The 13,795-nt window shown below is 40.7% G+C and carries 9 protein-coding genes; 5 read left to right on the top strand and 4 right to left on the bottom strand.

Translation table 11 applies throughout. The features are described 5' to 3' along the window. Positions 1–5 precede the first annotated feature (5 nt). The 5 genes from WKR92_RS12110 (at position 6) to miaA (ending at position 4,679) form a co-directional block, all read left to right on the top strand. Positions 6–1,100, top strand: a complete 1,095-nt coding sequence (locus WKR92_RS12110) for a glycosyltransferase family 4 protein (RefSeq protein WP_375558093.1) — start codon at positions 6–8, stop codon at positions 1,098–1,100. Between the two features lie 17 nt (positions 1,101–1,117). After that, positions 1,118–1,690: an L-threonylcarbamoyladenylate synthase gene (locus tag WKR92_RS12105; RefSeq protein ID WP_375558092.1), complete on the top strand. Its 573-nt coding sequence runs from the start codon at positions 1,118–1,120 to the stop codon at positions 1,688–1,690. A 65-nt stretch (positions 1,691–1,755) separates the two neighbouring features. After that, a complete protein-coding gene (locus tag WKR92_RS12100) occupies positions 1,756–3,171 on the top strand; it encodes a CCA tRNA nucleotidyltransferase (RefSeq protein ID WP_375558091.1) in 1,416 nt (471 codons plus the stop codon). A gap of 12 nt (positions 3,172–3,183) precedes the next feature. Continuing rightward, entirely contained in the window at positions 3,184–3,765 is a 582-nt protein-coding gene (locus tag WKR92_RS12095) for an IS1096 element passenger TnpR family protein (RefSeq protein WP_375558090.1), read from the top strand. Next, positions 3,765–4,679: a tRNA (adenosine(37)-N6)-dimethylallyltransferase MiaA gene (gene miaA, locus WKR92_RS12090; RefSeq protein WP_375558089.1), complete on the top strand. Its 915-nt coding sequence runs from the start codon at positions 3,765–3,767 to the stop codon at positions 4,677–4,679. The genes WKR92_RS12095 and miaA overlap by 1 nt, the downstream gene beginning before the upstream one ends. On the opposite strand, the gene WKR92_RS12085 is transcribed toward miaA, so the two are convergent. From WKR92_RS12085 to rplL, 4 genes are all read right to left on the bottom strand, one after another. Further along, positions 4,663–4,974 carry a DUF3467 domain-containing protein gene (locus tag WKR92_RS12085; RefSeq protein ID WP_375558088.1) on the bottom strand — a complete coding sequence of 104 codons (312 nt, stop codon included), beginning with the start codon at positions 4,972–4,974 and terminating at the stop codon, positions 4,663–4,665. The two genes, miaA and WKR92_RS12085, sit on opposite strands and share 17 nt — an antisense overlap. Positions 4,975–5,095: 121 nt before the next feature. After that, positions 5,096–9,373 (bottom strand): DNA-directed RNA polymerase subunit beta', encoded by a 4,278-nt coding sequence (rpoC, locus tag WKR92_RS12080; RefSeq protein ID WP_375558087.1) that lies wholly within the window; start codon positions 9,371–9,373, stop codon positions 5,096–5,098. 18 nt (positions 9,374–9,391) lie between these two features. Then, positions 9,392–13,201, bottom strand: coding sequence for a DNA-directed RNA polymerase subunit beta (gene rpoB / locus WKR92_RS12075; RefSeq protein ID WP_375558086.1), 3,810 nt, complete (start codon positions 13,199–13,201; stop codon positions 9,392–9,394). Between the two features lie 161 nt (positions 13,202–13,362). Further along, the gene (rplL, locus tag WKR92_RS12070; RefSeq protein ID WP_375558085.1) at positions 13,363–13,743 is read right to left on the bottom strand and encodes a 50S ribosomal protein L7/L12; all 381 of its coding nucleotides are present in this window, start codon (positions 13,741–13,743) and stop codon (positions 13,363–13,365) included. Positions 13,744–13,795 lie beyond the last annotated feature (52 nt).

The following is a 13,795-nucleotide window of genomic DNA, read 5'->3' as shown; positions in this document are numbered from 1 at the left end:
ATTAGATGATTGAAAAGGGTGCCATCGGTTTTTTTAACTCGGTTATGTCTTGGGGAGGTGGTGAGAAATGGCATTACGAAGCTGCAGACTACTTTGCTCAAAAGGGCTATAGGGTGTATTTTTTTGCAAGTGAAAACAGCGTCTTACACAGCAAACTGAAGGGTCATCATTTGATCCAACTGGAGTTGGTACGAGTAACGGGTACGAGTTTTCTAAATCCAATAAAGGTTCAACGTCTCAAACGAATTTTTAAGCAGGCGAATTTGGATACGCTAATTATCAATTTACCGAACGACCTGAAAATCGCTGCTTTTGCAGGAAAATTGGCTGGTGTGAAGAAGATCATTTATCGCAGAGGAAGCGCGATTCCCATTCGAAACAGCCTGATGAATCGCTTTACATTCAAAAATTGGGTAACCGACGTATTGGCAAACTCGCAAGCTACAAAACGAACGATCCTTCAATATAATTCTAAACTGTTCCCGGAAGAGAAAATTAAGGTGATCTATAATCCGATAAACACAAAGGAATTCATGGAACGGGATTACAATCTGATTAATCAGGCCGAGGAGCATGAACTAATTATTGGTAATCTTGGGCGATTGGAACACGAAAAAAATCAGCAGTTCTTGATTCTGCTTTCGGAGAAGCTAAAACAACAGGGGGTTAAGCATAAAGTTATAATTGGTGGTTCAGGGCGATTAGAAAAGGATTTAAAAGAGGAGGCGCGAAGAAGGAAGGTTCAAGATCATGTGCATTTCCTCGGTTTTGTAACCAATGTTAAAGACGTGCTGATGAGTTGTGATGTGTTTGTCTTACCGTCTTTATGGGAGGGCTTTGGCTATGTTTTGGCTGAAGCGGCTTTGTGCAGAAAACCGATTATTGCATTTAACTTAAGCAGCATCCCGGAGATTGTGATCGACGGAAAGTCGGGTTTCCTAATCGACAATAATGTGGATGCCTGCGTTAATAAAATTGAGACTTTACTGGAACATAGGCAGTTGATGAAAGAAATGGGCGAATGCGGCTACCGTTATGTTTCTCAAAAATTTGATAGTGAAAAAATTATGGCTGATGTAGAGGAGTATGTCCTCGCCTAAACGTAGATTCATGGTTTATGATTTCATTGAAAGACGATATTAATAATGCCCTAAAAGTGCTAAACGCCGGAGGCATTATCTTATACCCTACTGACACCATCTGGGGGATTGGCTGCGACGCAACGAACGAGGAAGCAGTAAAGAAGGTAAACGAGCTAAAAGGTAGAATTGTGGGAAAACATCTGATTGTTTTACTAGATACGGAAAATAAACTGGCTAGCTACGTCCGTGAAATTCCCGACGTCGCCTACGAATTGATGGATGTGACGGATAGACCGTTGACAATAGTTTATTCGGGAGCGAAAAACTTAGCAGGTTCTTTAATAAGTGGAGATGGTACGATCGGAATTCGGGTTGTAAAACATGATTTTTGCAAGCAGTTGATAGCACGTTTTCGGAAGCCTATTGTTTCTACATCGGCTAATTATTCCGGTCAGCCTAGCCCTGCCTCCTTCGCCGACATCGATGCCGAGCTGATAGCGTCAGTCGACTATGTAGTTCAACACGGGCAAGAGGAATATTCGGAAGGCAAATCATCTACGATCATTAAACTTGGGCCCTCTGGCCAATTTGAATTGATACGAAAATAAGTAAGTTTGGCTCCTATTTTGTATTTTTGCGGGCAAAATACGATTCTATTAGTTTCCCATACATAATGAAAGAGCACTTACAGCATCCAGTTTTCAAGATTCTTGGTGATTTAGCCGACCAGAACCACATGGAGATCTATGTTATTGGAGGTTTTGTACGTGACCTGATCATGGAAAGAGGCTTTAAAAATGACATCGATATCTTGGTGATAGGAAGTGGTGTTGAATTCGCTGAAAAAGCCGGTGCCATACTGGACGTCAAAGTGAGTGTTTTTAAGAGCTTTGGAACAGCGATGCTTCGATATGAAGATGTGGATGTTGAATTTGTGGGTGCTAGAAAGGAGTCATATCGAAGTGATTCAAGGAAGCCAATTGTAGAGGATGGAACGCTGGAGGACGATCAGAACCGGCGTGACTTCACGATCAACGCCATGGCTTTGGGCCTTAATAAAGACAACTACGGCGTTTTGATAGATCCCTTTAACGGAATAGATGATATAAATAAACAGGTTATACGTACCCCATTGGATCCGGAACTTACGTTTTCAGATGACCCATTACGTATGATGCGTGCCATTCGCTTTGCTACTCAGCTTCGTTTTGATCTAGATGAAAAAGTTTTTGATGCGGTAAAACTAAACAAAGACCGTATTAAAATTGTATCAAAGGAAAGGATTACGGATGAGCTGCAGAAAATCATCGCTGCAATTCGACCGTCAACAGGATTTAATCTCCTGTCTGACAGTGGTTTACTGGAGATTATCTTTCCTGCCTTTGCCAAGCTCCAAGGAGTAGAAACAATCCGTGGCAAAAGCCATAAAGATAATTTCTATCATACGCTGGAGGTGTTAGACAATGTGGCTGAGGTCAGTGATGATATTTGGCTACGATGGGCGGCAATTATGCATGATATTGCAAAGCCGGCAACTAAGCGCTTTGATGAGCAGTTAGGCTGGACTTTTCACGGACATGAAGATAAGGGTGCGCGGATGGTTCCCAGATTGTTTGCTGAACTAAAGCTGCCGCTAAATGAAAAAATGAAATTTGTGCAAAAGCTAGTTCTCTTGCACCTAAGACCAATCGTGCTGGCTCAGGATATAGTTACGGATTCGGCAGTACGACGCTTATTGTTTGAAGCCGGTGATGATATCGATGACTTGATGAAGCTGTGTCATGCAGATGTAACGACAAAAAATAAATACAAGCGAAAGAAATATCGAGAGAATTTCCAGCTGGTAAAACAAAAACTTAAGGATGTGGAGGAGCGTGACCAGATTCGTAATTGGCAGCCGCCTATTCATGGTGGTGATATTATGAAGTTTTTTGATATTAAGCCGGGACGTAAAGTTGGGATTATTAAAAATGCTATTAGGGATGCGATACTCGACGGTGAAATTGGTAACAATCGAGAAGAGGCCCTGCAGTTTATGATTGAGAAGGCTAAATCATTGGGACTGGAAGTTAAACACGAACAAAATTAAAAATTGTTAGATATGGCCATTTACAGGTTTAAGGTAACATTTGAGGATTATGATGAAATCATCAGAGAAATCGATGTCTTATCAAAACATACATTTTTGGATCTGCACGTAGCTATTCAGAAGTCTGTTAACTATGACCCTGAAAAGCCGTCTTCGTTTTATGTGAGCAACGATCAATGGAAGAAAGGTCAAGAGATTGCCTATCTGCCTACGGAAGGAAAGAAAAATAAAGGGGTGGTGTTAATGGAGGTTGCTAAACTGAATAAGTTCATTGATGATCCCCATCAAAAGTTTTACTACACGTATAATTTTGAAAAGCCGTATGATTTCCATGTTCAACTGATTAAGATTCTGAAAGAAGAGGAAGACAAGGAATATCCAGTGGTCTTTAAGAGTGTGGGCGTAGCACCAAAAGCAAGTGGAACTATAACAGCAGATGCAGAGGGGTCCGATAAGGACGAGAAGTCTGATTTTGATTTCCTAAATGATATGGGCTATGATACTGAAGATGACAGTGATCTAGACATGATGGATGATGAAAGCGGACAGAGCACCGACTTCTCTGACGGGTCTCCGACTGAAGACGATTATTAATGGATAAGCGATACGCTAAGACCTTGGTTTGTATTGTGGGGCCGACAGCTGTCGGGAAAACATCAATGGCTATTGATTTGGCGAATGCTTATCAAACGGAGATCATCTCAGCAGATTCCAGACAGTTTTATAAAGAAATGAATATTGGCACCGCCAAGCCAAATGCGGAAGAATTGGCTGCTGCACCTCATCACTTCATTGATTCACACAGCATTTCTCAAGATTATTCAGCCGGAGATTTTGAAGTCGACGCATTAAAGCTACTCGAACAGCTATTCGAAAAACATAATATCGTGATCCTGACTGGTGGATCTGGCTTGTTTGTTAACGCGGTATGTTACGGGCTGGACAAGCTACCAAAGCCGGCTGCGGGTGTGCGAGAGACGCTAACACGCACCTATGAGAGTGAAGGAGTCACCTATCTACAAGAAAGGCTGAAGGAAGTTGATCCAGAATATTATAATGAAGTGGATCATGGCAATCCGCAGCGGATGATCCGAGCGCTGGAGGTATTTGAGACGACGGGCCTTGCATTCTCGAAATGGAGAAAAAAGGACTTAGAGCTACGAAATTTTAATATTCTACCGATCGGCTTGCATATGGATCGAGAATTGCTTTATGAACGGATCAATAAGCGGGTAGATAATATGATCCGCAACGGTTTGTTGGACGAAGTTAAAAAACTCCTTCCCTATCGGGAAAAAGGACCGTTGCAATCAGTCGGCTACTCGGAACTATTTGATTATTTAGATGGGACTATATCGTTAGAACGAGCCATTGAGCTCATCAAACGCAACTCAAGACGTTATGCCAAACGTCAATTAACTTGGTTTAAGAAAATGCCGGAAATCGAATGGTTTCAACCCCACGAGCAAAAAGGCATTAAAGATTATATTGCTACGCTTGAGCTGTAGGTCCGCCAAAGTTCATGGGAAAAGGAGGAACTTCGTTCGTATCGATTTGACCATGAATATCTTCAAACTTTTTAATGTTATCTTTCATTGCTGCTAAAAAACGCTTGGCATGTTCTGGTGTTAACACAATTCGTGACTTCACCCTCGCCTTGGGTGTTCCAGGCATAATGCGGATAAAATCAACTACAAATTCGGTATTGGAATGAGTGATAATTGCAAGATTTGAATATATTCCCTCTGCAATTTCTTCGGATAGTTCTATGCTTAATTCTTGTGCTTTCTCTTGTTCTGCCATAATCAAAAATAGAGAAATAATTCTATTAAAAAAAAGAGCCTGCTCGGAAATTCCGAACAGGCTCTGATATGTTTGCTTAATTCTCCAGTCTCAAATAGACTTCGAATTTCAGCTTGTCAACTTAGTCTTCTTTTGAAGCTAATAGTTGATCGTATTCTTCTTGTGAACCTACGATAATGCTTTCATACTCACGAAGACCGGTACCAGAAGGAATCAAATGTCCAACAATTACGTTTTCTTTCAATCCTAACAAGTCGTCTTGTTTAGCATGGATAGCAGCCTCGTTCAACACCTTGGTAGTTTCCTGGAAGGAAGCAGCCGAGATAAAGGACTTAGTTCCTAAGGAAGCTCTCGTAATACCCTGAAGAATCGGACTGGATGTTGCAGGAATAGCATCACGCACCTGAACAAGTTTCAAGTCACGACGTTTTAAGCTCGAGTTCTCTTCACGTAACTTACGCGAAGAAACAATTTGCCCAGCTTTCAACTCGTTAGAATCTCCCGCGTCGACAACAACTTTCTTATCGAACATATTATTAGTCTCTTCGATGAAATCCCACTTGCTTACATTGTCCTTTTCAAGGAACATAGAGTCGCCCGGATCTTCGATATGCACTTTCTGCATCATCTGGTGAACAATGGTTTCGAAGTGTTTATCGTTAATCTTCACACCTTGAAGTCGGTACACTTCCTGAATTCCATTAACGAGATACTCTTGTACCGCTGCAGGACCTTTAATCTTGAGGATGTTTGCTGGTGAAATCGATCCGTCTGACAATGGCATACCGGCTTTCACAAAGTCGTTATCCTGAACCAAGATATGCTTCGATAAAGGCACCAAGTATTTTTTGATTTGGCCATCTCTAGATTCGATTGAAATTTCGCGATTCGCACGCTTCACTCCACCCAAGGTCACAACACCGTCTATCTCTGTAACAACTGCTGGATTCGATGGGTTTCTAGCCTCAAATAACTCAGTTACACGTGGTAAACCACCCGTAATATCTCGTGTTTTACCAGTAGAACGAGGGATTTTAGCGATAATCGCTCCCACTTTAGCCTCTTCCCCATCATTAATAGAAATATGCGCTCCTACCGGGATGTTATAATTCCGGATAAGTTCACCCTTCTTATCAAGGATGCGGATAGCAGGGTTTTTCGTTTTATCACGAGTTTCAATGATTACTTTTTCGCGGTGACCTGTTTGCTCATCTGATTCTTCACGATAAGTAACACCGTCGATAATCGACTCAAATTCTACTTTACCGCCAAATTCGGATATAATCACAGCATTGTACGGATCCCAAGAACAAATCAGATCACCGTTTTTAACTGTATCACCGTCGTTGACAAATAAGTAAGAACCATAAGGAATGTTATTTGTCATAACAACCTTGTTGGTGTCAGTATCAACGATTCTGAATTCACCAGATCTACCTAATACGACATTTTGTTTTTCTCCGTTATTTTCACGCTCAACAACACGTACGTTTTCAAACTCGATACGCCCGTTAAACTTAGAAACAATTTGAGACTCAGCCGCAATGTTAGATGCAGTACCCCCTACGTGGAATGTACGTAATGTTAACTGCGTTCCTGGCTCACCAATTGATTGCGCAGCAATAACACCTACAGCTTCACCTTTTTGAACACGTTTACCGCTAGCTAGGTTACGCCCGTAACATAATGCACAGACACCCCGCTTGCTTTCGCAGGTTAACACCGAACGAATTTCGAGTCCATCAACTGATGATTGCTCTATCTTATAGGCTATTTCTTCATCGATATCTTGATCAGCTTTAACCAATAATTCATTCGTAGCTGGATCATATACATCATGAAGTGCTGTTCTACCCAAGATACGCTCATATAATGGTTCAACAACATCTTCGTTATCTTTCAATGCCGTTGTATAAATACCCCTCAATGTACCGCAATCTTCTTCAGTAACAATCATGTCCTGAGCAACATCATGCAGACGACGAGTTAGGTATCCAGCATCAGCTGTTTTCAACGCTGTATCCGCCAAACCTTTACGTGCACCGTGTGTCGAAATAAAGTATTCTAATACAGACAAACCTTCCTTAAAGTTGGATAAAATCGGGTTCTCGATAATTTCCCCTCCAGAAGATCCGGATTTTTGCGGCTTAGCCATCAAACCACGCATACCACACAGCTGACGGATCTGCTCTTTCGAACCACGAGCACCCGAATCTAACATCATGTAAACCGAGTTGAACCCTTGATTGTCTTCCGAAAGAATCTTCATTACTGAAGCCGTTAGACGGTTGTTAATACGTGTCCAGATATCAATAATCTGATTGTAGCGTTCGTTGTTCGTAATGAATCCCATGTTATAGTTGTTCATTACTTCGTCAACCTCTGCTGTTGCTTGCTCAATCAAATCACCCTTCGCATCTGGGATATTTAAATCTTGTAAGTTGAACGAAAGACCTCCGCGGAATGCCATTTGGAAACCTAGTTCCTTGATGTCATCCAAGAACTCAGCTGCACGAGCCATACCTGAAATCTTAACAACTTTACCAATGATATCACGAAGTGATTTTTTCGTTAATAATTCATTGATATAACCCAATTCTTCAGGTACTCGTTGATTAAATAGAATTCGTCCTACGGTTGTTTCGATAATTTTGCTTTCAACCGAACCGTCTTGAGCCCTAATATTAACTTTCACGTTAATGAATGCATGTAAATCTACCCGACCTTCATTATACGCGATAATAACTTCATCTGCCGAATAAAACGTCATTCCTTGACCTTTCATTACGCGAGTATCATCCGTCTTTCTTCCTTTGGTAATGTAATATAATCCCAATACCATATCCTGAGAAGGAACTGTAATCGGTGTACCATTAGCAGGGTTTAAGATATTATGAGAAGCCAGCATTAAAATCTGTGCTTCTAAAATTGCAGCATTTCCTAAAGGTAAGTGCACTGCCATCTGGTCACCGTCAAAGTCGGCGTTAAACGACGTACATACCAATGGGTGTAACTGAATTGCTTTACCCTCTACAAGTTTCGGTTGAAACGCCTGAATACCCAATCTATGGAGCGTAGGGGCACGGTTAAGTAATACTGGATGTCCTTTAAGAACGTTCTCAAGAATATCCCAAACTACCGGATCCTTACGATCAACGATCTTCTTGGCAGACTTAACTGTCTTAACAATACCGCGTTCTATCATCTTTCGAATGATAAACGGTTTGTAAAGTTCAGCGGCCATATTCTTAGGCAAACCACACTCGTGTAATTTAAGGTTTGGACCTACAACAATTACGGAACGAGCTGAGTAGTCAACACGCTTACCAAGTAAGTTCTGACGGAAACGACCTTGTTTACCTTTCAAAATATCAGAAAGTGATTTCAAAGCACGGTTACCTTCCGTTTTAACAGCATTTACTTTCCGTGAATTATCAAATAGTGAGTCTACTGCTTCCTGAAGCATACGCTTCTCATTACGTAAGATAACTTCTGGAGCCTTAATCTCTAACAATCTCTTCAGACGGTTATTACGAATTATCACACGACGATATAAATCGTTCAAGTCAGAAGTGGCGAAACGCCCACCATCCAAAGGCACCAAGGGGCGCAACTCTGGTGGAATAATAGGAACGATTTTCACAATCATCCATTCCGGACGATTTTCGATACGATCTCTCGACCCACGGAAAGCTTCTACTACCTGCAGACGCTTCAAAGCCTCTGTTTTACGTTGTTGAGAAGTTTCATTTGCAGCTTGGTGACGCAAATTGTATGAAAGCTGATCAAGATCTAAACGCTTAAGCAGTTCTTCCAATGCCTCAGCACCCATTTTGGCTATAAACTTCTGTGGATCTTTATCATCTAAGTACTGGTTCTCCTTCGGAAGTGTATCAAGAATATCTAAGTATTCTTCTTCTGTAAGGAAATCCATATAGTTGATACCGTCATCTTCCTTTAAACCTGGTTGAATTACTACATAACGTTCGTAGTAAATGATCATATCAAGCTTTTTAGTTGGAAGCCCTAATAAGTATCCAATTTTATTGGGTAGGGAACGGAAATACCAAATATGAGCAACAGGTACAACAAGATTGATGTGTCCCATACGCTCTCTACGTACTTTCTTTTCGGTAACCTCAACCCCACAGCGATCACAAACAATACCTTTATAACGTATACGCTTGTACTTACCGCAATGACATTCGTAGTCTTTTACCGGACCGAAAATACGCTCACAAAACAAGCCGTCACGTTCTGGTTTGTAAGTCCGGTAGTTAATCGTTTCCGGCTTTAAAACCTCACCACTGGAGCGCTCTAAAATCACCTCAGGTGATGATAAACTAATGGTAATTGACGTGAAGTTACTTTTTATTTTACTATCTTTTTTATAAGACATAATTCTTAATTAAGAGTACTAATCTAAAGTGATATCTAAGCCCAGTCCGCGTAGTTCATGTACTAATACATTAAACGATTCAGGAACAGAAGGCGTTGGCAAATTGTCACCTTTTACAATTGCCTCATATGTTTTAGCCCTTCCAACAACATCGTCGGATTTAACAGTCAAGATTTCCTGTAAGATATTGGCCGCGCCAAATGCTTCGAGCGCCCAAACTTCCATCTCACCGAAACGTTGACCACCAAATTGAGCTTTACCACCCAGAGGTTGTTGTGTGATCAATGAGTATGGTCCAATTGAACGAGCATGCATCTTATCATCCACCATGTGACCAAGTTTCAACATGTAGATAACACCAACTGTAGTAGGTTGATCGAAGCGAACGCCGGTTAAACCATCATACAGGTAGGTTCTTCCTCCTTCTGGCAATCCAGCCTTTTTAATCCACTCCTCAACTTCTTCAGTCTCAGCACCATCAAAAATCGGAGTAGCAAACTTCACTCCCAGTTTCTGACCAGCCCAACCTAGAACAGTCTCATATATCTGACCAAGGTTCATACGAGAAGGTACCCCTAGTGGGTTAAGGACGATATCAACCGGAGTACCGTCTTCCAAGAATGGCATATCCTCATCGCGAACGATACGAGCAATAATACCCTTGTTCCCGTGACGTCCAGCCATCTTATCACCCACCTTTAACTTACGTTTCTTAGCAACATATACTTTAGCCATTTGAACGATACCTGAAGGAAGTTCATCTCCTACACTAATCGCAAACTTGTCTCTCTTATATGCTCCTAACTCCTCGTTAATCTTGATGTTATAGAAATGAAGCGTTTGTTTAATCAGCTCATTTTTATCTTCATCCGTAGTCCATTTTGTTGGGTTGATATTGGTGTAATCTAAGTCGGTCAGAATCTTCTGTGTAAACTTAGCACCTTTTGCAACCAACAATTCTTTGTAAACGCTATAAACTCCTTGTGATGTTTTACCGTTAACAATGCTGAAAAGCTTCTCAACCAATCGGTCTTTTAAGCTCTTGGTTGCTTTATTAAAACGGTTCTCCAATTCTTCAAGGGCAGCTTTTTCTTCGGCTTTAGACGTTTTCTTCGATCTAGAGAACAACTTGGTATCGATAACAACCCCTTGGATTGAAGGAGGTGTTTTCAATGAAGCGTCTTTAACATCCCCGGCTTTATCTCCGAAGATAGCACGTAAAAGTTTTTCTTCCGGTGAAGGATCAGACTCTCCTTTTGGAGTAATCTTACCAATAAGAATATCACCGTCTCTAACTTCTGCACCAACGCGAATAATACCGTTTTCATCAAGATCCTTCGTAGCTTCTTCTGATACGTTTGGAATATCTGGAGTCAATTCTTCCTCTCCACGTTTCGTATCACGAACTTCTAGTTCAAACTGATCTATATGAAGAGAAGTGAAGATATCCTGACTTACTACACGCTCAGAAATCACAATCGCATCCTCAAAGTTATATCCTTGCCAAGGCATGAAAGCAACCTTTAGGTTGCGACCCAGCGCCAACTCGCCATTCTGCGTTGCATATCCTTCACAAAGTACCTGACCTTTTTCGACCTTCTGTCCTTTAACAACAATAGGTTTCAAGTTTATACAAGTACTCTGGTTCGTTTTCTTGAATTTAATAAGTCGATACGTCTTTACATCGTCATCAAAGGATACAAGTTTCTGATCCTCTGTTCTTTCATAACGAATTTTAATCTCGTTTGCATCAACATATTCCACGACACCATTACCTTCAGCGTTAATTAACGTACGAGAGTCTCTTGCAACCCGTCCTTCAAGACCTGTACCAACCACAGGAGCTTCTGCACGCAATAATGGTACGGCTTGACGTTGCATGTTTGACCCCATCAAAGCACGGTTGGCATCATCATGTTCCAAGAAAGGAATCAACGACGCAGCAATCGACGTAATTTGGTTTGGAGCAATATCCATTAAGTCCAAACGCTCAGGTTCAATGATCGGGAAATCACCTTCCAAACGTGCCTTAACACGTGGAGTGATGAAATTACCTTTATCATCATACTCAGCATTTGCTTGAGCGATTACCTTACCATCTTCATCTTCAGCAGATAAGTACACAACCGGCTCTTCTACCACTACTCTACCTTCTTCAACTTTACGGTAAGGAGTCTCAATAAAACCTAAATTATTGATCTTCGCATGCACACAAAGTGATGATATCAAACCGATATTCGGCCCTTCAGGTGTTTCAATTGTACAAAGACGACCGTAATGAGTATAGTGAACGTCACGAACCTCAAAACCCGCGCGCTCACGAGAAAGTCCTCCAGGCCCTAAAGCCGAAAGGCGACGCTTATGCGTAATCTCAGCAAGTGGATTTGTTTGGTCCATAAACTGCGATAACTGATTTGTTCCAAAGAACGAATTAATTACCGAAGATAATGTACGCGCGTTGATAAGATCAGTCGGTGTAAAGACCTCGTTATCACGTATATTCATACGTTCACGAATAGTACGCGCCATACGAGATAAACCAACACCAAACTGAGCGTATAACTGCTCACCTACAGTACGTACACGACGATTTGACAAGTGATCAATATCATCAACTTCTGCTTTCGAGTTGATTAAGTTGATCAAGTACTTCACAATCGCAATGATATCTTGCTTTGTAAGCACCTTAATGTCTCCGTCTGTATCAAGTTTCAATTTACGGTTAATGCGATACCTACCAACATCTCCTAGATCATAACGTTTATCAGAGAAGAATAAACGATCAATGATACCACGAGCTGTTTCTTCATCAGGCGGTTCCGCATTCCGCAATTGACGATATATATGTTCTACCGCTTCTTTCTCAGAATTGGAAGTATCTTTTTGTAGTGTATTATAAATAATCGAGTAATCCGCGTTGCTAGAAGCATCATCTTTCGACAAAATGATTGTTTTAGCACCTGAGTCAATGATCATCTCAATATGCTCTTCTTCTAATATCGTTTCACGTTCTAAGATAATCTCATTACGATCAATCGAAACAACTTCACCCGTATCTTCGTCAACAAAGTCTTCCACCCATTTTTTAAGAACACGAGCGGCTAACTTTCTTCCAAGTAATTTTTTTAAGCCTGATTTACTTACTTTAACCTCATCCGCCAATTCGAATAATTCTAATATATCCTTATCAGAATCATATCCAATTGCCCGAAGAAGCGTAGTAACCGGGAATTTCTTTTTACGATCGATATAAGCATACATGACATTATTTACGTCTGTAGCAAACTCAATCCATGAGCCCTTAAATGGTATTACTCTTGCCGAGTATAATTTAGTACCATTTGTATGGCGGCTCTGGCCAAAAAATACACCTGGCGATCTGTGTAATTGAGAAACAATCACCCGCTCAGCACCGTTGATGACAAAAGTACCCTTCGGCGTCATGTAAGGAATCGTTCCTAAGTACACATCCTGTACGATTGTTTCGAAATCCTCATGTTCTTCGTCATTACAAGACAGACGAAGCTTAGCTTTAAGTGGAACACTATAAGTCAATCCACGCTCAATACATTCCTGTATATCATAACGCGGAGGGTCAATAAAATAATCTAAAAATTCAAGGACAAAAATGTTTCTTGAATCAGAAATTGGGAAGTTTTCAGAAAATACTTTGAATAGCCCTTCCTGGTGGCGGTTATCTGAAGTTGTTTCTAACTGAAAAAACTCCATAAAAGATTGAAGTTGCACATCCAGAAAATCCGGGTAATCAATTACCTTTTTACTGGTCGCAAAATTTACTCTTTCGTTACGAATATCTTTATTTGCCAAGGGAATAAGAATTTAGTTTAAATAAACTGCACGTTAGACTATATTTTTTATCCTAAAAGGAAACTTGAATAGTCAAATCAAGTATATTTTACTTTTATCTACAAACAGCAATAGACCCCGAGATATTTCGGAGTCTAATGCTAATAGAACTATTTAGAGAACTATTTAATCTCAACAGTAGCTCCTGCTTCTTCTAGTTGTTTTTTCAACGATTCAGCTTCGTCTTTAGCAACACCTTCTTTTAATGCTTTTGGTGCACCGTCAACTAATTCTTTAGCTTCTTTTAGTCCAAGACCTGTTAAGTCTTTTACTAATTTAACAACTGCTAATTTTGAGCCACCAGCTTCAGTAAGAACAACATCGAATGATGTTTTTTCTTCTGCTGCAGCACCACCTTCAGCGCCTGCTGCTGGTCCTGCTACCGCTACAGCTGCTGCAGCTGGTTCGATACCATACTCATCTTTTAAGATTTGAGCTAACTCGTTAACTTCTTTTACCGTTAAGTTTACCAACTGTTCAGCAAACGATTTTAAATCTGCCATTTTATTTAAATTTTTGAATTGTGCGTAATAAAATAATTAATAATTTATCGAA

Source organism: Albibacterium profundi (assembly GCF_042159835.1).
Lineage (GTDB): Bacteria > Bacteroidota > Bacteroidia > Sphingobacteriales > Sphingobacteriaceae > Albibacterium > Albibacterium profundi.
Note: the sequence above shows the minus strand (reverse complement) of the source record. Positions and strands in the feature narration are given on the sequence as shown.